Origin of the sequence: Streptococcus parapneumoniae (assembly GCF_037076355.1) — a bacterium.
Taxonomy (GTDB): domain Bacteria; phylum Bacillota; class Bacilli; order Lactobacillales; family Streptococcaceae; genus Streptococcus; species Streptococcus parapneumoniae.
Window position 1 is genome coordinate 727,805 of sequence record NZ_AP026968.1, and the last position, 24,200, is coordinate 752,004.

24 protein-coding genes are annotated in these 24,200 nt (G+C 41.3%); 23 read left to right on the top strand and 1 reads right to left on the bottom strand.

The window, feature by feature from the left end; genetic code table 11:
- The first annotated feature begins 59 nt into the window (after nt 1-59).
- The 12 genes from rpsF (at nt 60) to SP4011_RS03875 (ending at nt 7,296) form a co-directional block, all read left to right on the top strand.
- Nucleotides 60-350, top strand: a complete 291-nt coding sequence (gene rpsF, locus SP4011_RS03820) for a 30S ribosomal protein S6 (protein WP_001151778.1) — start codon at nt 60-62, stop codon at nt 348-350.
- Between the two features lie 11 nt (nt 351-361).
- On the top strand, nt 362-832 hold the full coding sequence (gene ssbA, locus SP4011_RS03825; RefSeq protein ID WP_050253293.1) for a single-stranded DNA-binding protein SsbA: 471 nt from the start codon (nt 362-364) through the stop codon (nt 830-832).
- Nucleotides 833-863: 31 nt separating this feature from the next.
- Nucleotides 864-1,103, top strand: coding sequence for a 30S ribosomal protein S18 (gene rpsR, locus SP4011_RS03830; protein ID WP_000068664.1), 240 nt, complete (start codon nt 864-866; stop codon nt 1,101-1,103).
- Nucleotides 1,104-1,326: 223 nt separating this feature from the next.
- Nucleotides 1,327-1,830 carry a GNAT family N-acetyltransferase gene (locus SP4011_RS03835; protein WP_338619953.1) on the top strand — a complete coding sequence of 168 codons (504 nt, stop codon included), beginning with the start codon at nt 1,327-1,329 and terminating at the stop codon, nt 1,828-1,830.
- An 81-nt stretch (nt 1,831-1,911) separates the two neighbouring features.
- Entirely contained in the window at nt 1,912-3,312 is a 1,401-nt protein-coding gene (locus tag SP4011_RS03840) for a bifunctional Cof-type HAD-IIB family hydrolase/peptidylprolyl isomerase (protein WP_338619955.1), read from the top strand.
- 1 nt (nt 3,313) lies between these two features.
- Complete coding sequence (locus tag SP4011_RS03845; protein WP_338619956.1) at nt 3,314-3,673, top strand: S1 RNA-binding domain-containing protein; 360 nt, start codon at nt 3,314-3,316, stop codon at nt 3,671-3,673.
- Nucleotides 3,674-3,726: 53 nt separating this feature from the next.
- Nucleotides 3,727-4,476, top strand: a complete 750-nt coding sequence (locus SP4011_RS03850; protein WP_023933164.1) for a tRNA1(Val) (adenine(37)-N6)-methyltransferase — start codon at nt 3,727-3,729, stop codon at nt 4,474-4,476.
- Nucleotides 4,466-4,750 carry a GIY-YIG nuclease family protein gene (locus SP4011_RS03855; protein WP_338619957.1) on the top strand — a complete coding sequence of 95 codons (285 nt, stop codon included), beginning with the start codon at nt 4,466-4,468 and terminating at the stop codon, nt 4,748-4,750. The genes SP4011_RS03850 and SP4011_RS03855 overlap by 11 nt, the downstream gene beginning before the upstream one ends.
- Before the next feature lie 85 nt (nt 4,751-4,835).
- A complete protein-coding gene (locus SP4011_RS03860) occupies nt 4,836-5,771 on the top strand; it encodes a manganese-dependent inorganic pyrophosphatase (RefSeq protein WP_338619959.1) in 936 nt (311 codons plus the stop codon).
- 86 nt (nt 5,772-5,857) lie between these two features.
- Complete coding sequence (locus SP4011_RS03865; RefSeq protein ID WP_338619961.1) at nt 5,858-6,370, top strand: YiiX/YebB-like N1pC/P60 family cysteine hydrolase; 513 nt, start codon at nt 5,858-5,860, stop codon at nt 6,368-6,370.
- Entirely contained in the window at nt 6,354-7,004 is a 651-nt protein-coding gene (locus SP4011_RS03870; protein ID WP_338619963.1) for a DUF1803 domain-containing protein, read from the top strand. The genes SP4011_RS03865 and SP4011_RS03870 overlap by 17 nt, the downstream gene beginning before the upstream one ends.
- 100 nt (nt 7,005-7,104) lie before the next feature.
- A complete protein-coding gene (locus SP4011_RS03875; RefSeq protein WP_049521477.1) occupies nt 7,105-7,296 on the top strand; it encodes a CsbD family protein in 192 nt (63 codons plus the stop codon).
- Nucleotides 7,297-7,344: 48 nt separating this feature from the next.
- Here the strand turns inward: SP4011_RS03875 and SP4011_RS03880 are convergent, their stop codons facing one another.
- Complete coding sequence (locus SP4011_RS03880) at nt 7,345-8,790, bottom strand: UDP-N-acetylmuramoyl-L-alanyl-D-glutamate--L-lysine ligase (protein ID WP_338619964.1); 1,446 nt, start codon at nt 8,788-8,790, stop codon at nt 7,345-7,347.
- 105 nt (nt 8,791-8,895) lie between these two features.
- On the opposite strand from SP4011_RS03880, the gene SP4011_RS03885 reads away from it, so the two are divergent.
- The 11 genes from SP4011_RS03885 to mltG all read left to right on the top strand — a co-directional run bounded on the left by SP4011_RS03885 (nt 8,896) and on the right by mltG (nt 24,145).
- Nucleotides 8,896-10,518, top strand: a complete 1,623-nt coding sequence (locus SP4011_RS03885) for a polysaccharide biosynthesis protein (protein ID WP_338619965.1) — start codon at nt 8,896-8,898, stop codon at nt 10,516-10,518.
- 204 nt (nt 10,519-10,722) lie between these two features.
- Complete coding sequence (locus tag SP4011_RS03890; RefSeq protein ID WP_338619967.1) at nt 10,723-12,681, top strand: peptide ABC transporter substrate-binding protein; 1,959 nt, start codon at nt 10,723-10,725, stop codon at nt 12,679-12,681.
- Nucleotides 12,682-12,996: 315 nt separating this feature from the next.
- The gene (locus SP4011_RS03895; RefSeq protein ID WP_338619969.1) at nt 12,997-13,452 is read left to right on the top strand and encodes a hypothetical protein; all 456 of its coding nucleotides are present in this window, start codon (nt 12,997-12,999) and stop codon (nt 13,450-13,452) included.
- A 362-nt stretch (nt 13,453-13,814) separates the two neighbouring features.
- Nucleotides 13,815-14,909 carry a cystathionine gamma-synthase gene (locus SP4011_RS03900; protein ID WP_153224094.1) on the top strand — a complete coding sequence of 365 codons (1,095 nt, stop codon included), beginning with the start codon at nt 13,815-13,817 and terminating at the stop codon, nt 14,907-14,909.
- Nucleotides 14,910-14,916: 7 nt separating this feature from the next.
- Entirely contained in the window at nt 14,917-16,083 is a 1,167-nt protein-coding gene (locus SP4011_RS03905; RefSeq protein WP_338619972.1) for a MalY/PatB family protein, read from the top strand.
- A gap of 92 nt (nt 16,084-16,175) precedes the next feature.
- Nucleotides 16,176-19,274, top strand: coding sequence for a DEAD/DEAH box helicase (locus SP4011_RS03910; RefSeq protein WP_338619973.1), 3,099 nt, complete (start codon nt 16,176-16,178; stop codon nt 19,272-19,274).
- A gap of 47 nt (nt 19,275-19,321) precedes the next feature.
- Nucleotides 19,322-19,939 (top strand): cystathionine gamma-synthase, encoded by a 618-nt coding sequence (locus tag SP4011_RS03915; protein WP_338619975.1) that lies wholly within the window; start codon nt 19,322-19,324, stop codon nt 19,937-19,939.
- 10 nt (nt 19,940-19,949) lie between these two features.
- Nucleotides 19,950-21,284, top strand: coding sequence for a UDP-N-acetylmuramate--L-alanine ligase (murC, locus tag SP4011_RS03920; RefSeq protein WP_001127122.1), 1,335 nt, complete (start codon nt 19,950-19,952; stop codon nt 21,282-21,284).
- Between the two features lie 9 nt (nt 21,285-21,293).
- A complete protein-coding gene (locus SP4011_RS03925) occupies nt 21,294-21,755 on the top strand; it encodes a GNAT family N-acetyltransferase (protein ID WP_338619976.1) in 462 nt (153 codons plus the stop codon).
- Complete coding sequence (locus SP4011_RS03930) at nt 21,752-22,288, top strand: GNAT family N-acetyltransferase (protein WP_338619977.1); 537 nt, start codon at nt 21,752-21,754, stop codon at nt 22,286-22,288. Before SP4011_RS03925 ends, SP4011_RS03930 begins: the two co-directional genes overlap by 4 nt.
- A gap of 192 nt (nt 22,289-22,480) precedes the next feature.
- Complete coding sequence (gene mltG, locus SP4011_RS03935; protein ID WP_173282868.1) at nt 22,481-24,145, top strand: endolytic transglycosylase MltG; 1,665 nt, start codon at nt 22,481-22,483, stop codon at nt 24,143-24,145.
- Nucleotides 24,146-24,200 lie beyond the last annotated feature (55 nt).

The following is a 24,200-nucleotide window of genomic DNA, read 5'->3' on the forward strand; positions in this document are numbered from 1 at the left end:
AACCTCACTTACCCCTTGCAAAGTCTTGGGGTCATTAGACCAAAAGGAGGAACATATCAATGGCTAAATACGAAATTCTTTATATCATTCGTCCAAACATTGAAGAAGAAGCTAAAAACGCTTTGGTAGCACGTTTTGACTCTATTTTGACTGACAACGGTGCAACTGTTGTTGAATCAAAATCTTGGGAAAAACGTCGTCTTGCATACGAAATCAAAGATTTCCGTGAAGGACTTTACCACATCGTTAACGTTGAAGCAAACGACGATGCAGCTCTTAAAGAGTTTGACCGTCTTTCAAAAATCAACGCTGACATTCTTCGTCACATGATCGTCAAAACTGACGCGTAAGAAGGTAAACTATGATTAACAATGTTGTACTTGTAGGGCGTATGACACGTGACGCTGAGTTGCGTTATACCCCATCAAATGTAGCAGTTGCGACTTTTACTCTTGCAGTAAACCGTACATTTAAGAGTCAAAATGGCGAACGTGAGGCTGATTTTATCAATGTCGTTATGTGGCGTCAACAGGCTGAAAACCTAGCTAATTGGGCTAAAAAAGGCTCACTTATCGGGGTGACAGGTCGTATCCAGACTCGTAGTTACGATAACCAGCAAGGACAACGTGTCTACGTGACAGAGGTCGTGGCTGAGAATTTCCAAATGTTGGAAAGCCGTAGTGTGCGTGAAGGTCATACAGGTGGAGGTTACTCTGCCCCAACTGCAAACTATTCAGCACCTACAAATTCAGTACCAGACTTTTCACGTGATGAAAATCCATTTGGAGCAACAAATCCATTGGATATTTCAGATGATGATTTACCATTCTAATGGACAAGTAAAATTATAAAGGAGAAAAAACATGGCTCAACAACGTCGTGGCGGATTCAAACGCCGTAAAAAAGTTGATTACATCGCAGCAAACAAAATTGAATATGTTGATTACAAGGATACTGAGCTTCTTAGCCGTTTCGTTTCAGAACGTGGGAAAATCCTTCCACGTCGTGTAACAGGAACTTCAGCTAAAAACCAACGTAAAGTAACAACAGCTATCAAACGCGCTCGCGTAATGGCTTTGATGCCTTTCGTAAACGAAGATTAAAAAAAGGGGTCCAGTGGACCTCTTTTTCATGAGCTTGAAAACAAGAAAGCGAATTAAGACCCGGTTGGGTCTTTTTTTCACGAGCTTTGAAATGAGAGAGTGAGTTGGAGTTAGGGTGGACCTCTTTTTCAGACCCCGACGGGTCTTTTTTCACGAGATAGTTTTTTTCTGACCTTGGCGTGCTATAATGGTAATAGAAAGAGTAAAGGTGGGTAAGTCAAAGATGAATTGTACGATTAGAAATATGATTAAGTCTGATATTGAATCCTTATCTCATGGATTTATGAATCAAGGTTGGCCTGGTAGAGAGGAAATTTTGGCTAGATATTTTCTGGAACAGGAAAGTGGGGAGAGAGGAGTCTTAGTTGCAGAGATTGATGGTGCTGTAGCGGGCTACGTTACCATTTTACCTTTGGCTAAACATGGTCCTTTTGCAGAAGTCTATCCAGAATTATCAGATTTTAATGTGTTTGAGCCTTTTCGAAATCAAGGGATTGGGAATCAATTGCTAGAAGAAGCAGAAAAACGAGTCAAGTTTGTTTCGAGTAAGGTCACTCTTGGTGTAGGTTTGCACTTAGGCTATGGCCCTGCCCAGAGATTGTATATCAGACGGGGCTACATTCCAGATGGGACAGGTGTCTGGTATCGAAATCAACCCTTGGAAATGAATGCAACTAGCCAAAATAATGATGATTTGGTTTTGTATCTAGTAAAGGAATTCGGATAAGAGACAAGGACTTTATTGGGGATGTGGGATTTCTCTACTTTATGGTATAATGGAAAGAGTTAGATTGAAAGAGGTAGTGAGATGGATGCCAAATTAAGATACAAGGCAAAGAAGATTAAAATCGTCTTTTTTGATATTGATGATACATTGCGGAATTCAAAGACAGGTTTTATTCCGGCTTCAATCCCAACGGTTTTTAAGCAATTACGTGAGAAAGGAATTTTGACAGGTATTGCTTCTGGACGGGGGATTTTTGGTGTCGTTCCAGAGATTCGTGAGCTCAAGCCTGACTTTTTTGTAACCTTAAATGGGGCCTACATTGAAGATAAAAAAGGTCAGGTCATTTATCAACATCAGATTGAGAAGTCAGATGTTGAGGAGTACATTTCTTGGACGAAGGAAGAGGGAATTGAGTATGGTTTAGTTGGAAGTCATGATGCCAAGTTGTCGACTCGCACCGATATGATTAGTGAAGCTATCAATCCAATTTATCCCGATTTAGATGTAGATCCTGATTTCCATGAAAAAGAAAATATCTATCAGATGTGGACTTTTGAAGATAAAGGAGATGACTTGCGTTTGCCTGATAGTCTCTCAGACAAACTTCGCATGGTTCGTTGGCATGAGCATTCGTCTGATATTGTGCCGATTTCAGGCTCCAAAGCGACGGGTGTGGAAAAGGTTGTGGAACACCTTGGCTTGAAACCAGAGAATGTCATGGTTTTTGGAGATGGGCTGAATGACTTGGAACTCTTTGATTATGCTGGAATCAGCGTTGCCATGGGAATTTCTCATGAAAATATCAAAGAAAAAGCAGATTATATTACAAAAACACTAGAAGAAGATGGCATTTTTGATGCCTTAGAAGGATTTGGTATGGTAGAAAAAGAATTGCATTTCCCACAAGTAGACATTGAAACAGTAGAAGGTCCTCTTGCGACCATTAAGACCAATCACGGAGACTTGCGTATTAAGCTCTTCCCTGAACATGCTCCTAAAACAGTGGCTAACTTTGTTGCGCTTTCAAAAGATGGCTACTATGATGGTGTCATTTTCCACCGTATTATCAAGGACTTTATGATCCAAGGTGGAGATCCAACTGGAACTGGTATGGGTGGCGAGTCAATCTACGGCGAATCATTTGAGGATGAATTCTCAGAAGAACTTTACAATATCCGTGGTGCTCTTTCCATGGCCAATGCTGGTCCAAATACCAACGGCAGCCAGTTCTTTATCGTGCAAAATCAGCATTTGCCTTATTCTAAGAAAGAAATTGCTCGTGGTGGTTGGCCAGAACCGATTGCGGAAATCTATGCCAACCAAGGAGGAACTCCTCACCTAGACCGCCGTCACACGGTTTTTGGTCAGTTAGCTGATGAAGCATCTTACGCTGTTTTGGATGCAATCGCTGCTGTTGAAACAGGGGCTATGGACAAGCCAGTTGAAGATGTTGTGATTGAAACAATTGAAATCGAGGACTAAGATGAAAATCGGTGATAAGCTAAAGGGCCGTATTACAGGGATTCAGCCCTACGGTGCCTTTGTTGAGCTAGAGACAGGTGATACGGGGCTGATTCACATTTCAGAGATTCGGACAGGCTTTATTGAAAATATTCATGAAGCCTTGAAAGTCGATGAAGAGGTTCAAGTTCAGGTAGTGGATTTAGATGAATTTACAGGGAAAGCCAGTCTTTCTATCCGCACTTTGGAGGAAGAAAAGCACCAGTTTCCGAGACGGAGACGCTTTTCAAGCGACCGCTTTAACTACGGCTTTGCGCCCTTTCGACGAATGCTACCAATCTGGACTAGAGAAGCCCTGCACTATTTAAAAAAGAAGAAGTAGTTTAGAATTTTATATTTTTTGTAATGTTAATATAAATCTGCTATAATAGAACCATGGAAGAAGAACAATTATTAAAATCAGGGGAGCGAATTAACCAGCTCTTCTCAACAGATATCAAAATTATTCAAAATAGAGAGGTTTTTAGCTATTCGGTGGATAGTGTTCTCTTGTCACGTTTTCCACGTTTTCCTAAAAAGGGCTTGATTGTGGATTTCTGCGCTGGGAATGGAGCAGTGGGGCTATTTGCTAGCACTCGTACTCAGGCACAGATTTTGGCTGTTGAGATTCAGGAGCGTTTGGCGGATATGGCTGAGCGCTCTGTCCGTTTGAATGGTTTGGAAGAGCAGATGGAGGTCATCTGTGATGATTTGAAAAATATGCCTGCATACATCCAGGGAAGTAAAGTGGATATGATTTTGTGTAATCCACCCTATTTCAAGGTGGATCCTCATTCCAATCTGAACGAGAGCGAGCATTATCTCTTGGCTCGACATGAAATCACGACCAATTTGCAGGAAATCTGTCGTAGTGCCCAGAGTATTCTCAAGTCTAATGGGCGTTTGGCCATGGTTCATCGTCCTGATCGACTTCTGGATATTTTGGATACGTTACAACGGCATAATCTAGCCCCTAAGCGCCTGCAGTTTGTTTATCCAAAAAGAGAAAAGGAAGCCAATATGCTTTTGATTGAGGCTATCAAGGATGGCTCGACAAGTGGCTTTAAGGTATTGCCACCTCTCATTGTCCACAATGATGATGGCTCTTATACGCCGGAACTCGAAGAGATTTATTATGGATTATAAGGCTTATATGTATGTGCTGGAGTGCCGTGACGGATCCTACTATACAGGCTATACGACTGATGTGAAGAGACGCCTCGCTGTCCACAATAGTGGTAAGGGAGCCAAGTATACTAGGGCTCGCTTACCAGTCAAACTTATCTATGCTCAAGGATTTGCCAGTAAGGAAGAAGCCATGTCGGCAGAAGCCCTTCTCAAGCGTAAGAAGAGGCCACAGAAGGAAATATTTTTATCTGAAAATCAAGATAGAAATTTACTCAGTTATTTTGAAGAGTAGCGGGGAGTCCTTTGACTCCTCTTACTTTTGTCAAAAAGCGAAAAAAATGCTACAATAAAGAGAATAAACAAAATGAGGTATTATCATGTCTAAGATTCTAGTATTTGGTCACCAAAATCCAGACTCAGATGCCATCGGGTCATCTGTAGCCTTTGCCTACCTTGCAAAAGAAGCTTACGGTTTGGATACGGAAGCTGTCGCCCTTGGAACTCCAAATGAAGAAACAGCCTTTGTCTTGAACTATTTTGGTGTAGAAGCACCGCGTGTCATTACTTCTGCCAAAGCAGAAGGAGCAGAGCAAGTTATCCTGACTGACCACAATGAATTCCAACAATCTGTATCAGATATCGCTGAAGTAGAAGTTTATGGTGTTGTAGACCACCACCGTGTGGCTAACTTTGAAACTGCAAGCCCACTCTACATGCGTTTGGAGCCAGTTGGTTCAGCTTCTTCAATCGTTTATCGTATGTTCAAAGAACATGGTGTAGCTGTGCCCAAAGAGATTGCAGGTTTGATGCTTTCAGGTTTGATTTCAGATACCCTTCTTTTGAAATCACCAACAACACACCCAACAGATAAAGTTATTGCTCCTGAATTGGCTGAATTAGCTGGTGTCAACTTGGAAGAATATGGTTTGGCTATGTTGAAAGCTGGTACAAACTTGGCTAGCAAATCTGCTGACGAATTGATTGACATCGATGCTAAGACTTTTGAATTGAACGGAAATAATGTCCGTGTTGCTCAAGTAAACACAGTTGACATCGCTGAAGTTTTGGAACGTCAAGCAGAAATTGAAGCTGCAATGCAAGCTGCGAACACAGCAAATGGCTACTCTGACTTTGTCTTGATGATTACAGATATCGTCAACTCAAACTCAGAAATCCTAGCACTTGGTGCTAATATGGGCAAGGTTGAAGCAGCTTTCAACTTTAAACTTGCAGACAACCACGCCTTCCTTGCTGGTGCCGTTTCACGTAAGAAACAAGTGGTACCTCAATTGACTGAAAGCTTCAATGCTTAAGATTTTGAGTGTCAGTTCAAAATCGGAAAGGATAGTTTGTCTTATATCGAAAGGAGTTTCGGCTCCTTTTTTTCTAGGAGTGAAGCATGTTAGAAAATGGTGATTTGATTTTTGTGAGAGATGAGTCAGATATGGGACAGGCCATCCAGACTTCCACAGGCAACTATAACCATGTTGCCATTTGTTTGGATGGGATGATTTACCACGCTAGTGGACAGGCTGGTGTGGTTTGTCAAGAACCAGCAGACTTCTTTGAGTCCAATCACTTGTACGACCTCTATGTTTACCCAGAAATTGATATCCAGTCTGTGAAGGAAAAAGCTTGCAAACATCTAGGAGCATCCTACAATGCTTCTTTCTATCCAGATGGAGCTGGTTTTTACTGTTCCCAGTACATGGCAGAAATCCTACCGATTTTTGAGACCATACCTATGAAATTTGGAGATGGGGAGCAGGAGATTAGTGATTTTTGGAGAGAGTATTACAGAGAATTAGGTCTGCCTGTTCCTTTGAACCAAGCTGGGACCAATCCCAGTCAGCTGGCGGCATCGTCTCTGTTAGAATGTAAAGAAAGGAATCTTCATGATTCAGATTTTTAATCCATCTCGTTTGACGAGACAGCCATTTTTTGGAGAACTGATCCGCTATCTGGATCAGCATGAGGATGTGATTTTACGGGAAATCAAGGCTCAATTTCCAGAAGTGACAGTTGATAAACTCATGGAAGAGTATATAAAGGCAGGCTGGATTCTACGGGAAAATAAGCGTTATTACCTTAGTCTTCCTATGCTTGAATCACTCGATAGTCTTGAACTGGATCAAGAGATTTTTGTCAGCGAAGCTAGTCCGATCTATCAAGCCTTGTTACAGAAGAGTTTTGAGACGGAATTGCGCAATCAAACCAATGCAGCTATTTTAGTTGAAAAGACAGATTTTGCGAGAACAAAAATGACATTGTCTAATTATTTTTACAAGGTCAAACAGCAGTATCCTTTGACAGAAAAACAGCAGGAGCTCTATGACATTTTGGGAGATGTCAATCCTGAGTATGCTCTCAAATATATGACGACTTTTTTGTTGAAATTTCTCAAAAAAGATCAGCTTATGCAGAAACGTCGTGACATCTTTGTGGACAGTTTAGTTGTACTAGGTTATATTATTCAAAATGAAGATGGAAAGTATGAGTTGGCTATCGATTTTGATAAGGAAAGATTAACTTTCTACTTGGCGTGATTTCTTGTTTCTGAGCACATTGTTTGACTTTCCTTAGTATTCGGTATAAACTATATGTAACCGGTAACACATATCGGAATAAACTAAAGGAGACAATCATATGTCACTTGAAAACAAATTGGAACAAGCAACAGGCGCTATCAAAGAAGGATTTGGTAAAGTTACTGGGGATAGCAAGACAGAACTTGAAGGAGCTGTTGAAAAAACAGTTGCTAAGGCAAAAGACGTTGTAGAAGACGCTAAAGGTGCTGTAGAAGGTGCCGTTGAAGGTTTGAAAAACGCTTTTAAATAAAGATAGAAAAAATCAAGGGTTTCGTTTCCCTTGATTTTTTTACGATCCTTATAAATAATTTTCTGCGACAGCTGCATCTCCTGGATAGGCTTCTTTTTTGCCTTGAACGATTTGGTAGCAATCGGCTCCCTTACCAGCAATAATAACTGCATCTAATTCGTGATTTGTGATAGCCATAGCTGCCTTGATGGCTTCTTGGCGATCCGCAATTTTTTCAACAGGATGATTGATGTAGCTACTAATTTCATCCGCAATGGTCATTGGGTCTTCATAGTTAGGGTCATCAGCAGTCAGAAAGACTTGAATCTCAGGATGTTGATTGAGGAGAAGTCCAAAGTCCTTGCGACGACTTTCTCCCTTATTTCCTGTCGAACCGAGAACCAGAGCAATCTTTCCAGTTTGATGAGTTTCAACCACATTGATGAGTTTTGTCAGACTATCCCCATTGTGGGCGTAGTCGATGAAGACCTTGGCTCCATTTTTCTGAGTGAGGACTTCCATACGACCAGGAACGCGGGTTGCAGCGATTCCTTTTTTGATGTCCTCAAGACTAGCTCCGAGACGGAGGCAAGCAAGTCCAGCAGCAACGGCATTTTCTTGGTTGAAGTGACCAATCAGTTGGATATCATAGTCTCCAGCCAGTTTACCCGTAGCTGAAAAGCTAAAGGCTTTGGAATTCTCGATTTGGTTATCAGATTGGCTACCATAGAAATCATGGTCTTGATCTGCCACTTGTTCTTTCAAGACAGAAAAGTGATCCATGTCACTGTTAATGATGACTGCTCGGCTATTTTCCATCAAGAGACGCTTGTGGTAGAAATAGTCTTCAAAGCTAGGGTGTTCAATCGGGCCGATATGGTCTGGGCTGATATTGAGGAAAACTCCCACATCAAAGGTTAGACCATAGACTCGATGGACTAGATAGGCTTGGCTAGAGACTTCCATGATGAGGTGGGTACGGTCATTTTGCACAGCTTGATGCATCATATCAAAGAGGTCAATGCTCTCAGGGGTTGTCAATGCAGACTTAAAGAAAGTCTTGCCATCTAAAGTTGTATTCATAGTCGAGAGCATAGCAGGTCGATGTCCTTGAGATAAAATGTTATAGGCGAAATAGGCTGCTGTTGTCTTACCCTTAGTTCCAGTAAAGGCAAGGAGTTTAAGTTTTTTCTGTGGATTGCCATAAAACTCCATGGCAATCAAACTCATGGCTTTCTTAATGTCGCTGACGATAATGGCAGGAATACCAACTTCATAGTCTTTTTCAGCCACATACCAACCGAGGCCTTGAGAGATGGCAGAGATCAGAAATTCCTTCTTAAAGGCAACACCCTTGACGAAAAAGAGGCTCTTTTCTTTGGCCTTGCGGCTGTCATAGCAGATGGTGTCAAATACGACGTGGCTGTAGTTGTAGTGGTAATGACCTTGGTCAATAATTTCGCGAAAAAGGCCATCTTTCTTTAAAATATCTAATACGGTTTCAATCTTTATCATACTTTCTATTGTAAACCGAAAGTCGCAAATTTACAAGTAACAAGGAAAAGTTTATAATGGAAGACAAGGAGTTTTTCCTAGTTATCAAAATTGAATGAGGAATCTATGTCGCACGAAAACAATCACCAGCAGGCCCAGATGTTACGGGGGACTGCTTGGTTAACGGCTAGTAACTTTATCAGTCGCCTACTTGGGGCTATTTACATTATTCCTTGGTATATCTGGATGGGGTCTTATGCAGCTACGGCCAATGGTCTTTTTACCATGGGTTACAATATCTATGCTTGGTTCTTGCTGGTTTCAACAGCAGGGATTCCAGTTGCGGTGGCCAAGCAAGTTGCCAAGTATAATACCATGCGAGAAGAGGAGCATAGCTTTGCCCTGATTCGGAGCTTTTTAGGATTTATGACAGGACTTGGCCTGGTTTTTGCTTTAGTTTTGTATGTCTTTGCTCCTTGGCTAGCAGACTTGTCTGGCGTGGGCAAAGACTTGATCCCAATCATGCAAAGCTTGGCTTGGGGAGTCTTGATTTTCCCGTCTATGAGTGTTATCCGAGGATTTTTCCAAGGGATGAATAACCTCAAACCCTATGCCATGAGTCAAATCGCTGAGCAGGTCATTCGTGTTATCTGGATGCTCTTAGCAACCTTTATCATTATGAAGCTCGGCTCAGGAGATTATCTAGTAGCGGTTACCCAATCCACCTTTGCTGCCTTTGTCGGCATGGTAGCTAGTTTTGCAGTTTTGATCTATTTCCTTGCCAAAGAAGGATTACTTAAAAGAGTCCTTGAAACAGGAGATAAGATAAACAGCAAGCGTCTTTTGGTCGATACCATTAAGGAAGCCATTCCTTTTATCCTGACAGGGTCTGCTATCCAGCTTTTCCAGATTTTGGATCAGATGACCTTCATCAATAGTATGAGCTGGTTTACCAACTATAGTAATGAAGACTTGGTTGTCATGTTTTCTTATTTCTCAGCCAATCCTAATAAAATCACGATGATTTTGATTTCTGTTGGGGTTTCGATTGGGAGTGTAGGCTTGCCATTGTTGACGGAAAACTATGTCAAGGGGGACTTGAAGGCAGCTTCTCGTCTCGTTCAGGACAGTCTCACCCTACTCTTTATGTTCCTGCTACCAGCAACTGTTGGAGTGGTCATGGTAGGGGAACCTCTTTATACGGTTTTCTATGGTAAGCCAGATAGTTTGGCTCTGGGCTTATTTGTCTTTGCAGTTTTGCAGTCTATTATTTTAGGCTTGTACATGGTCTTGTCTCCAATGCTTCAGGCCATGTTCCGCAACCGCAAGGCAGTTCTCTATTTTATCTATGGTTCCATTGCCAAGCTAGTCTTGCAACTGCCTACAATCGCCCTCTTCCACAGTTACGGACCTTTGATTTCAACAACATTCGCTCTCATTATTCCTAATGTCTTGATGTATCGGGACATTTGTAAGGTAACGGGTGTCAAGCGCAAGGTGATTTTGAAGCGAACCATTTTAATCAGTTTGTTGACCCTTGTTATGTTCATCGGTGTAGGTGCCATCCAGTGGATTTTAGGATTTGTCTTCCAACCAAGTGGGCGTTTGTGGAGTTTCCTTTATGTAGCCCTTGTCGGTGCCATGGGTGGAGGAGTTTACGGAGTCATGAGTCTTCGAACCCGTTTATTGGATAAGGTGATTGGAAAAGCCCAAGCAGACCGCCTGCGAGCAAAATTTAAGCTTTCGTAAGATAGCATTTATAAATAAAAGGAATAAGTTGAACAATCTTTTAGGAGAACTTGAAACTTATTCCTTTTTTAGCGTCAAAATAGCTAAAATTATCTTTTAAAAGTAGAAGATGAGGTCTTTTTCGATTTTTTTGGAAAAAATCATTGACTAAACAAACTAAACGTTGTATAATAAAACAAATATTTAAATCAGGGGGTTCTGGAAATGAAAAAGTCTAAAGCCAAGTATGCAATACTTGCAGGTGTCATGTTAAGTGCAGGTATTTTGTTAAGCGCCTGTGGAAATTCTAGCACTGCATCAAAAACCTATAATTATGTTTATTCAAGTGATCCATCTAGTTTGAACTATCTAGCAGAAAACCGTGCAACGACAAATGATATTGTGACCAATCTGGTAGATGGGCTCATGGAAAATGACCAATATGGAAATTATGTCCCATCCTTGGCAGAGGATTGGAGTGTTTCTAAGGACGGTTTGACCTATACCTACAAACTTCGTAAGGATGCTAAATGGTATACTGCAGATGGAGAGGAATATGCTCCTGTAACTGCCCAAGATTTTGTAACTGGTTTGAAATATGCGACTGATAAAAAATCAGAAGCCTTGTATCTAGTGCAGGACTCTGTTGCAGGTTTAGATGACTATATCACTGGGAAAACAAGCGACTTTTCAACTGTCGGAGTCAAGGCTCTTGATGACCAAACTGTTCAATATACCTTGACACGACCAGAATCTTATTGGAACTCAAAAACAACTTCAACCATTCTCTTCCCAGTCAATGCAGATTTCTTGAAATCAAAAGGGGATGATTTTGGGAAGGTAGACCCATCTAGTATTTTGTACAATGGACCTTTCTTGATGAAATCCTTTGTTTCAAAATCAGTTATCGAATTCAAGAAAAATCCTAACTACTGGGATGCTAAAAATGTCTTTGTAGATGATGTCAAATTGGCCTATTATGATGGTAGTGACCAAGATGCACTAGCTCGTAACTTTGTCGAGGGAGCCTATAGCTATGCCCGTCTCTATCCAAATAGTTCAAGTTTTGAAGGGATTAAAGAAAAATACAAAGATGATATCATCTACAGTATGCAAGATACCACTTCTTATTTCTTAAACTTTAACCTGGATAGAAAATCTTATAAATTCACTTCAAAAACAAGTGATGCTGAAAAGAAATCGACTCAGGAAGCAGTTCTAAATAAAAACTTCCGTCAAGCCATTAACTTTGCCTATGACCGTACGGCCTATGGAGCCCAATCTCAAGGAGAAGATGGTGCAACTAAGATTTTGCGTAACTTGGTTGTTCCTCCAAACTTCGTAAGTATCAAGGGAAAAGACTTTGGTGAAGTAGTAGCCTCTAAGATGGTGAATTATGGCAAGGAATGGCAAGGAATCAACTTTGCGGATGCCCAAGATCCATATTACAATCCAGAAAAAGCTAAGGCTAAATTTGCGGAAGCAAAGCAAGAGCTAGAAGCCAAGGGAGTAACCTTCCCTATCCACTTGGACATGACAGTTGACCAAGCTGTTAAAAAGGGTGTTCAAGAGGCAAATTCTATGAAGCAATCTATTGAAGCAGCCTTAGGTGCAGAAAATGTTGTAATTGATATTCAACAACTTTCTACTGAAGACTTTGATAATACGAGCTATTTGGCTCAGACTGCAGCTCAGAAAGATTACGATCTATACAACGGTGGTTGGAGTCCAGACTATCAAGATCCTTCAACCTATCTTGATGTATTTAACGTTAATTCTGGTGGTTTGATGCAAAATCTAGGTTTAGAGCCAGGTGAAGCCAATGACAAGACTAAGGCTGTTGGGCTGGATGTCTATACCCAAATGTTGGAAGAAGCTAATAAGGAGCAAGATCTTGCAAAACGCTATGAAAAGTATGCTGATGCCCAAGCTTGGTTGGTAGATAGTTCTCTAGCAATTCCAAATGTTTCACGGGGTGGAACACCAACATTGAGAAAAACAGTTCCATTCTCAGCGCCATATTCATTAGCTGGTAATAAAGGTATCGAATCATATAAATACCTCAAAGTACAAGATAAGACAGTCACAAAAGACGAATATGAAAAAGCTAAAGAAAAATGGCTGAAAGAAAAAGAAGAATCCAATAAAAAAGCCCAAGAAGAATTGGCAAAACATGTCAAATAAGGATTTTTCAAGAAAAACGATGGTTTCGAAAGAAGCTGTCGTTTTTTAATAGAATAACGTTAAATTCAGATTAAAAACGCTTACATTTTTTTGGATTGTTTATTTGAATTATGATATAATAAATATGACAAAAATATAAAAAGTTACTTTCGAAAGTCTCTTCCAGTGTTAACTGAAGTATGCACATGCTAGGATGATTTTATAGGAGGGATGCCGTCTACTGTAAAAGTAAGATAAAACGCAATAATTGATAAGTTCTTCTTTAAGTGAAGAGTTCTTATCTGCCTATTTACTAATCGTTATGGAGGTATCATCATGGGCGCTATTTTGGAGTTTGCAACAGAAAAACAGATTGAATCATTTCTTTCAACTTACCACATTGAAGGGCAAAAGAATTTTCTGATGGCTTTCAAGAAAAAGACATGGTTGAAATCCTTTATTGATTTTTTCATTATAGGCGGTTCCTACTATGTTCAGTCGAGTGTGAAGCCTAAGCTTATAGCATTCACACCTAAGGGGATTTACTTGATGGACATCAGTGATGTAACAGAAAATCGTTCTAATCAAGTCGTAGAGATCCCATGGAATCAAGTCAAAGATTTTACTTATAAGACAGTCTTGAATACAGTTAGGCTGAACTGGAACTATCAAAATGAAGCCTATATTTTTTCCGTGGATGTCGGTCGGATTAGTCAGCATGTAGGTCAATATCAATTTAATAAAGAGCATTATGACTATTTAGCCCAACAGGATTTCTTTCGTTCACAGTAAACCCTAGCAATCATTTTCACAAAAGAATCTGGAAGCTTTTCTGGATTCTTTTTAGTTTTACTAGCTAGTACTCAATGAAAATCAAAGAGCAAACTAGGAAGCTAGCCGCAAGCTGCTCAAAACACTGTTTTGAGGTTGCAGATAGAACTGACGAAGTCAGCTCAAAACACTGTTTTGAGGTTGCAGATAGAACTGACGAAGTCAGTAACATATACCTACGGTAAGGCGACGCTGACGTGGTTTGAAGAGATTTTCGAAGAGTATAAGTCTATAGTTTGAAACTATAACTAGCTCTTGAAAAGAAGAAAATGAGTTGATGAAAATAAGTGGTACAATAGTTACTATAGATTTGGAGGAATTGTATGAGCAAGGAATTACACATTAACACAATTTTGGCCCAGGCGGGTATTAAGTCAGATGAAGCGACAGGGGCCTTGGTGACACCGCTTCATTTTTCAACGACCTATCAGCATCCAGAGTTTGGTCGATCTACTGGGTTTGACTATACACGCACTAAAAACCCAACTCGCAGTAAGGCGGAAGAAGTCTTGGCGGCTATTGAGTCAGCAGACTATGCCCTAGCTACTAGCTCAGGGATGTCAGCTATTGTACTGGCCTTTAGCGTCTTTCCAGTAGGAAGTAAGGTCTTGGCGGTGCGTGACCTTTATGGAGGTTCTTTCCGCTGGTTTAACCAAGTGGAGCAGGAAGGCCGTTTCCATTTTACCTATGCCAACACAGAAGAAGAGTTGATTGCCGAGTTAGAAAAGGATGTGGATGTTCTCTATATCGAAACTCCAACCAATCCCTTGATGTTGGAATTTGATATCGAAAAACTAGCAAAATTGGCTCATGCTAAGGGTGCTAAAGTGGTGGTGGACAATACCTTCTACAGCCCTATCTACCAACGTCCGATTGAAGATGGAGCAGATATCGTTCTCCACTCAGCAACCAAGTATCTAGCAGGCCACAATGATGTCTTGGCTGGAGTGGTTGTGACCAATAGTTTAGAACTATACGAGAAGCTCTTTTACAATCTCAATACGACAGGGGCAGTCTTGTCTCCATTTGACAGTTATCAATTGATTCGTGGTCTCAAGACCTTGTCTCTTCGTATGGAGCGCTCAACAGCTAACGCCCAAGAAGTGGTTGCCTTTTTGAAGGATTCTCCAGCAGTTAAGGAAGTTCTCTACACTGGTCGTGGGGGCATGATTTCCTTTAAAGTAGCAGATGAAACACGCATTCCTCATATTTTGAACAGTCTCAAGGTCTTCTCTTTTGCGGAAAGTTTGGGTGGAGTGGAAAGTCTTATTACTTATCCAACGACACAAACTCATGCTGATATTCCAGCAGAAGTGCGTCATTCTTATGGTTTGACAGATGACCTCTTGCGCTTGTCAATTGGGATTGAGGATGCTAGAGATTTGATTGCAGATTTGCGCCAAGCCTTGGAAGGATAAGACAAAGATGGGAAAATATGATTTTACAAGCCTGCCCAATCGTATAGGGCACCATACCTATAAATGGAAAGAGGCGGAAACGGATAGTGAAGTTCTACCAGCTTGGATAGCGGATATGGACTTTGTGGTCTTGCCTGAAATTCGCCAAGCCGTGCAAACTTACGCTGATCAACTGGTTTATGGCTATACCTATGCCAGTGATGATTTAATTAAGGAAGTTCAAAAGTGGGAAGCCACACAACACGGTTACCACTTTGACAAAGAGGATCTTGTCTTTATCGAGGGTGTGGTACCAGCCATCTCAACAGCTATTCAAGCTTTTACAAAAGAAGGCGAAGCGGTTCTGATTAACACACCTGTCTATCCCCCTTTTGCACGCAGTGTCAAATTGAACAATCGCAGATTGATTACCAATTCTTTGGTGGAAAAGGATGGTCTGTTTGAGATTGACTTTGACCGACTTGAAAAGGATTTGGTGGAAGAAGAAGTCAAACTCTATATTCTTTGCAACCCTCACAATCCTGGTGGACGTGTTTGGGAAAAAGAAGTGTTGGAGAAGATTGGCCAACTCTGCCAAAAACACGGTGTTTTCTTGGTTTCAGATGAGATTCACCAAGATTTGGCCCTCTTTGGTCACAAGCATCATTCCTTCAATACCATCAACCCTGACTTTAAAGAATTTGCGATCGTCTTGAGCAGTGCTACTAAAACCTTTAATATTGCTGGGACAAAAAATTCCTATGCAGTTATTGAAAATCCTAAGTTGAGACTGGCTTACCAGAAACGCCAATTGGCCAATAATCAGCATGAAATTTCAGGCTTGGGCTATTTGGCGACAGAAGCTGCTTATCGCTATGGGAAGGGTTGGCTAGAGGAACTCAAGCAAGTCTTTGAAGACCACATCAATTACGTGGTGGATTTATTTGGAAAAGAGACTAAAATCAAGGTTATGAAACCGCAAGGAACCTACTTGATTTGGCTTGATTTTTCAGCCTATGACCTGACTGATGAAACATTGCAAGAGCTGTTGAGAAATGAAGCCAAGGTCATCCTCAACCGTGGTTTGGATTTTGGAGAGGAAGGAAGTCTCCATGCCCGCCTCAATGTAGCCATGCCTAAGTCTCTGCTGCAAGAAGTTTGTCAGCGGATTGTGACGACTTTTGCCAAACGTTAAAAATCCAGCCTTCTAGGAGAAAAGTCTTCCTAGAAGGCTATTTTCATAGGGGAAAATATGGTATAATAAAAAGATAAGGTAAAGGTAAAAATATGGCTAAATTGATTCCGGGGAAAGTCCGTATCGAAGGCGTTGCCCTTTATGAAACTGGTAAGGTTGACATCATCAAGGAAAAGAACAATCGGCTCTATGCTCGCGTTGCAGAAGAAGAACTGCGCTATAGTTTAGAGGATGGTTTGGTTTTTTGTGCCTGCGATTTTTTCCAAAAGAGGGGCTACTGTGTCCACTTGGCAGCGCTGGAGCATTTTCTGAAAAATGATGATTGTGGTCAGGAAATCTTGCAGAGTCTGGAAGAAGGTCATGAAGAAAAAGAGGCCGTTGAAACCAAGGTGACCTTGGGTGGCAAATTTTTGGATCGAATCTTGTCTCCAAAATCAGACCGAGCCTATGAATTATCGGCTGTGGGGCAGGTGGAAGCAGGAACCAATCATATCTTGTGGACTCTGAGAATCGGCCAAATCAATAGCCAAAAATACTATGTCATTCGAGATATTCCACTCTTTTTAAGGATTGTCGAGCAGAGAAAGTCTTATATGATTGGCAAAACTTATGAGGAATCCTTGTCTTGGGAAGCCTTTGATGAGGCTAGTCAAGAACTTCTGACTTTCTTGCGCGGACTAATGGAGGAAGGACAGGCTCCAGACCTCTTTTTCCAAAACCAAGGTCGGCACCTCTTTTTCCCCCTGACCTTTTTTGAGCAGGGTGTGAATTTACTGATGACCTTGCCGCATTTTCAATTTGACCATCAAGTGGATAGCTATCAGACTCTGCTTTTTCAGGATATGCATGCTGATGCCAATCTATTTGCCTTTACAGTAACAGAATACTCGGATTATTTTGAAATGGAAATCAGTGAGAGTCCAAGGGTCAATGTCTTTTATCAGGGAGCTGTGCTGTTCCATAAAGGACAGGTTTATTTTCTAACAGACCAGCAGATGCGTCTTCTCAAGGAAATTAAAGCGCTACCTGTGGATCAATATGGGAAAAAACACCTGCAATTTGATAGCAGTGACCGCGATAAGTTGGCCTCCTGTCTGACTCTTTTTAGCCAGATGGGGACCGTTTCAGCTCCAGAACGGTTACAAATCAAAACGTTTGCGCCATCGTTTTACTTTGACAGGGAAGAAGATAATCGGATTCGTTTAGAAATTCAGTTTGATTATGGAGACAGACAGGTATCTAGCCGACAAGAGCTAGAAGAATTACCATTTTCGAGTGATGCTGACTTAGAAAAAAGAATTTTCCAAGTCTGTTTGGTTACAGGTTTTGAAGCCGATTTTCAATCTTGGCGTCAGACCTTAAAAGCAGAGTCTGTCTATCATTTTTTCCATGATATCATTCCAGTCTTTGAAAAACTTGGTAATGTTGACCTATCAGATAAGCTAGCAGAGCTTTATAGCTTAGCGAGTCCTCAAGTGCAGATTGCCTCCAAGGGAGGTCTCTTGGAAATCCAGTTTGATTTTCAAGATATTGCCCAAGAGGAAATTGACCAAGCCATGCAGGCCTTGGTTGCCAATCAGGATTTTTACATTGATTCGTCTAACCAAGTCTACTTTTTTGATGAAGAAACCAAGAAAATTCGTCAAAATCTACAGGAGCTGGGGCAGTTTGAACTAAAAGATGGCTCCTTACAGGCTCGGAAATCCTTGGCCTACAGTTTAGCCCATCTCTTTGAAGGGCGAGATCGTGTTTCTTTTTCACAAGAATTCCAGAATCTGGCTCATGATTTGACGCATCCAGAGAACTTCCCTCGACAAGCAACTCAGGTTCAGGCTGATTTGCGAGATTATCAGGAAAAGGGAATCGGCTGGTTGCAGATGCTCCATCATTATGGTTTTGGTGGGATTTTGGCTGATGATATGGGCTTGGGGAAAACCCTTCAGACCATTGCTTTTTTGACCAGTCAAGTGACAAAAGAAAGTCGGGTTTTGATTCTCGCTCCATCTGGTTTGATTTACAACTGGGCAGATGAATTTCAGAAATTTGCCCCACAGTTGGATGTGGCTGTTGTTCATGGTTTGAAAACTAGTCGTGAAGAGATTCTTGCTGAGAGCCATCAAATCTATGTGACGAGCTATGCTACCTTCCGTCAGGACAGTGAGCTTTATCAGGGGATGGCCTTTGACTTCCTTTTCTTAGATGAGGCTCAGGTCATGAAAAATGCCCAGACTAAGATTGCCCAGACCTTGAGACAATTTGTGGTGCCGTCAGTCTTTGCCTTGTCAGGAACTCCGATTGAAAACCATCTGGGTGAGTTGTGGTCTATTTTCCAAATCGTCATGCCAGGACTTTTGCCAAGCAAGAAAGAATTTATGAAATTGTCAGCTGAACGCGTAGCTCAGTTTATCAAGCCTTTCGTGATGAGGCGCAAGAAAGAAGAAGTTCTGACTGAATTGCCAGACTTGATTGAAGTAGTTTATAAGAATGAACTGGAAGACCAGCAAAAGGCTATCTACCTAGCCCAGTTGCAACAGATGCGAGACCGTTTAGCTCAGGTGTCAGATCAGGAATTTCAGCGTAGTCGAGTGGAAATCTTGTCAGGTCTGATGCGCTTGCGCCAAATCTGTGATACCCCTGCACTCTTTATGGAGGATTATCAGGGCGCCAGTGGTAAACTGGATAGTCTCCGAGACCTGCTGCTACAGGTGGCAGACGGTGGACACCGTGTCTTGATTTTCTCGCAGTTCAAGGGAATGTTGGAGAAAATTGAACAAGAACTGCCAGACTTGGGCATGACATCCTTTAAAATTACGGGTTCAACCCCAGCCAAGGAAAGACAAGACATGACCAAGGCCTTTAACCAAGGGGAAAGAGATGCCTTTCTGATTTCCCTTAAGGCTGGTGGTGTCGGTCTCAACCTGACAGGTGCTGATACAGTGATCTTGGTTGACCTTTGGTGGAATCCTGCGGTGGAAGCGCAAGCTATTGGCCGTGCCCATCGGATGGGTCAGGAAGAAACGGTTGAGGTTTATCGCTTAGTGACCAAGGGAACTATTGAAGAAAAAATTCAGGAACTCCAAGAACAAAAGAAACATCTGGTGTCACAAGTATTGGATGGCACAGAGTCACGTGGCAGTCTGACCCTAGCAGAAATTAGAGAAATTTTGGGAATTTCTGAAGCCAGCACTTGAAAAATCAAGACAATACGCTATAATGAAGTGTTGAAAGGAAATAGAAAATGAAACAAGAACGATTTCCATTGGTGTCAGATGACGAGGTCATGCTGACTGAAATGCCAGTCATGAACTTGTACGATGAGTCTGATCTGATCAGTAATATCAAGGGTGAGTATCGAGATAAAAATTATTTAGGATGGGCTCCTATTACTGAAGAGGCGCCAGTAAAACCGATTGAAAAGCAAGTCGAGAAACCTAAAAAAGCTCCTTTAGGGGTAAAAAAAGAAGGAAAGAGCTATGCGGAGGTGGCGCGTGAAGAAGCGCGTGCAGACTTGAAAAAGAAACGCTCTGCTAACTATCTAACTCAGGATTTCAGCCGTGCGAGACGTCATTCTAAATCAGGCCTTCTTAGACAGGGCAATCAACCGACAGCGCCTTTCCAAAAGGAAAATCCTGGTGAATTGGTGAAATATAGCCAAAAATTGACCCAGTCTCATTATATCTTGGCGAAAGAAGTTCATTCTATCCCTACCAAGAATGAAGAAGTGTCAGCACCTGCTCCAAAGAAAAACAACTATGATTTTCTAAAGAAAAGCCAAATCTACAATAAAAAAAGTAAACAAACAGAACAAGAACGTCGGGTTGCCCAAGAGTTGAATCTGACAAGAATTACAGAATAGGGGAGAAAACATGCCAAAGACATATCATTTTATCGGAATTAAGGGATCAGGGATGAGTGCCTTGGCCTTGATGTTGCACCAAATGGGGCATAAGGTACAGGGATCAGATGTTGAAAAATACTACTTTACTCAACGTGGTCTTGAGCAGGCAGGGATTACTATTCTTCCTTTTGATGAAAAGAACCTAGACGGTGATATGGAAATTATTGCTGGAAATGCCTTTCGTCCAGATAACAACGTCGAAATTGCCTATGCAGACCAAAATGGTATCAGCTACAAACGTTACCATGAATTTCTAGGTAGCTTTATGCGTGACTTTGTTAGCATGGGAGTAGCTGGAGCGCATGGAAAAACTTCAACGACAGGTATGTTGTCTCATGTCTTGTCTCACATCACAGACACTAGCTTCTTGATTGGGGATGGGACAGGTCGTGGTTCGGCCAATGCCAAATATTTTGTCTTTGAATCTGACGAATATGAGCGCCACTTTATGCCTTACCACCCAGAATACTCTATTATAACCAACATTGACTTTGACCATCCAGACTATTTCACAAGTCTCGAGGATGTTTTCAATGCCTTTAATGACTATGCCAAACAAATTACCAAGGGTCTTTTTGTCTATGGTGAAGATGCAGAATTGCGTAAAATTACGTCTGATGCACCAATTTATTATTATGGTTTTGAAGCAGAAGGTAATGACTTTGTAGCTAGTGAACTTCTTCGTTCAACAACTGGTTCAACCTTCACAGTTCATTTCCGTGGACAAGACTTGGGGCAATTCCACATTCCAACCTTTGGTCGTCACAATATCATGAATGCGACAGCCGTTATTGGTCTTCTTTACACAGCAGGATTTGATTTGAACTTGGTGCGTGAGCACTTGAAAACATTTGCCGGTGTTAAGCGTCGTTTCACTGAGAAAATTGTCAATGATACAGTTATTATCGATGACTTTGCCCACCATCCAACAGAAATTATTGCGACCTTGGATGCGGCTCGTCAGAAATACCCAAGCAAGGAAATTGTAGCAGTCTTCCAACCGCATACCTTTACAAGAACCATTGCCTTGTTGGACGAATTTGCTCACGCTTTGAACCAAGCAGATGCTGTTTACCTAGCGCAGATTTATGGATCAGCTCGTGAAGTAGATCATGGTGATGTTAAGGTGGAAGACCTAGCCAAAAAAATCAACAAGAAACACCAAGTGATCACTGTTGAAAATGTTTCTCCACTCCTAGACCATGACAATGCTGTTTATGTCTTTATGGGAGCAGGAGACATCCAAACCTATGAGTATTCATTCGAGCGTCTCTTGTCTAATTTGACAAGCAATGTTCAATAGGTTATTCTCATGGAGATTCCAATTAAGATCATTCAGGCAAGTAAGTCTGATTTGGCTGAGATAGAGGCGATTCAAACTTCGTCTTTTCCAGCTGAAAAGCAGCAACCTTCCCATATCTTAGAAGAAAGTATCCGTAAGTGTGCGGATACCTTTCTTCTAGCTAGGGATGAAAATCAACTTTTAGGCTATATTCTATCAAGTCCCCAGTCAGACAATCCGCAATGTCTAGAAATACATTCTTTAGTCATTGATACTGACCATCAGAGACAGGGCTTGGGAACACTTCTTCTTGCAGCCTTGAAAGAGGTGGCAGTTGAGCTGGATTACAAAGGGATTCGTTTGAAGAGTCCTGATGAGCTGCTTTCCTATTTTGAAATGAATGGTTTTATTGATGAAGAAACTTCTCTTTATGAAACTAGCCAGGGTTATAGTATGATTTGGTTTAATCCCTTTTATCTGGAGGCAAAATGAAAATCAGACAAGCAAAATTAGAAGATTTGGATCGTATCGTCGAGATTGAACTAGAGAATTTCTCGGTTGAAGAAGCCATTCCTCGATCTGTCTTTGAGGCACATTTGCGAGAAATTCAGACCTCTTTTCTGGTTGCGGAAAAAGAAGGAAGAATCATGGGTTATATTGAAGGGCCAGTTGGACCACACCGCCATCTGCAAGACCAGTCCTTTACAGAAGAAATAAAAGACTATAGTCATGAGCCTGGTGGTTATATCTCTGTGACCTGTCTTTCTATTGCCAAGGAGGCCCAGGGGATAGGACTGGGTCAGCAATTGCTGACAGCCTTGAAAGAAGTTGCTCTTGAAGATGAGAGGGATGGCATTAACCTAACCTGTCATGACTATCTCATCGCCTACTATGAAAAGCATGGATTTGTCAATGAAGGCTTGTCTCAGTCAACCTTTGCAGGGGAAACATGGTATGATATGGTCTGGGAAGCTAATACTCTTCGAAAATCAAATTCAAACCACGTCAGCGTCGCCTTACCGTAGGTATATGTTACTGACTTCGTCAGTTCTATCTGCAACCTCAAAACAGTGTTTTGAGCAACCTGCGGCTAGCTTCCTAGTTTGCTCTTTGATTTTCATTGAGTATAAAAAATAAGCTAGGAAAAGTATCATAGGTTGCTTTTCTTGGACTTTTAAGATATAATATTATGGATTGTCAACAAGGAGGAAAAACTTTTGAGTGAAAAGTCAAGAGAAGAAGAGAAATTAAGCTTTAAAGAGCAGATTCTGAGAGATTTAGAAAAAGTAAAAGGCTATGATGAAGTTCTGAAAGAAGATGAGGCAGTAGTTCGCACTCCTGCAAATGAACCTTCAGCTGAAGAACTCATGGCTGATTCCTTGTCAACGGTAGAGGAGATTATGAGAAAAGCTCCTGCTGCGCCTACTCACCCAAGTCAAGATGTACCAGCTTCTCCAGCAGATGAGATTCAAAGAGAAACTCCTGGTGTTCCAAGTCATCCAAGTCAAGATGTACCTTCTTCTCCAGCGGAAGAAAGTGGATCAAGACCAGGTTCAGGTCCTGTTAGACCTAAGAAACTTGAAAGAGAATACAATGAAACCCCAACAAGGGTAGCTGTTTCCTATAAGACGGCAGAGAAAAAAGCAGAACAAGCAGGTCCAGAAACACCTATGCCTGCTACAGAAACAGTGGATATCATCAGCGATACACCACGTCGTAGCCGTAGAGAAGGAGCAAAACCCGTTAAGCCTAAGAAAGAGAAGAAGTCACATGTGAAAGCCTTTGTGATTTCATTCCTTGTATTCCTTGCCTTGCTCTCAGCAGGTGGTTACTTTGGTTACCAGTACGTGCTAGATTCTTTGTTACCTATTGATGCTAATTCTAAGAAATATGTGACGGTTGGAATTCCAGAAGGTTCAAACGTTCAAGAAATCGGTACGACGCTTGAAAAAGCTGGTTTGGTAAAGCATGGTCTGATTTTTAGCTTTTATGCCAAGTATAAAAATTATACCGATTTGAAAGCAGGTTACTACAATTTGCAAAAGAGTATGAGTACAGAAGACTTACTCAAAGAGTTGCAAAAAGGTGGAACAGATGAACCACAAGAACCTGTCCTTGCGACTTTGACAATTCCAGAAGGTTATACTTTGGATCAGATTGCTCAAGCTGTGGGTCAATTGCAAGGTGACTTCAAAGAGCCTTTGACAGCGGATGCTTTCCTAGCAAAAGTTCAAGATGAGACGTTTATCAGTCAAGAAGTTGCCAAATATCCGAGTATACTTGAAAGCTTGCCTACAAAGGAAAGTGGCGTTCGTTATCGTTTGGAAGGATATCTTTTCCCAGCTACTTACTCTATCAAGGAAAGCACAACTGTTGAGAGCTTGATTGATGAGATGTTAGCTGCTATGGATAAGAACCTATCTCCTTACTATAGTACTATCAAATCTAAAAACTTGACTGTCAATGAGTTGTTGACCATTGCTTCCTTGGTCGAAAAAGAAGGTGCCAAGACAGAAGATCGTAAGCTCATTGCCGGTGTATTCTACAATCGTTTGAATCGTGATATGCCACTTCAAAGTAACATTGCAATTTTGTATGCCCAAGGAAAACTGGGGCAAAATATCAGCCTAGCTGAGGATGTTGCGATTGATACCAACATTGATTCACCTTATAATGTTTATAAAAATGTAGGTCTCATGCCTGGTCCAGTCGATAGTCCAAGTCTGGATGCGATTGAGTCAAGCATCAATCAAACTAAGAGCGATAACCTCTACTTTGTAGCAGATGTCACAGATGGCAAGGTCTACTATGCTAACAATCAAGAAGACCACGACCGCAATGTCGCTGAACATGTCAACAGCAAATTAAACCAAACAAACTAAAATTATGTGATACTTCACATAATTTTCTTTCGAAAATATCATCAGAAGAAAGTTG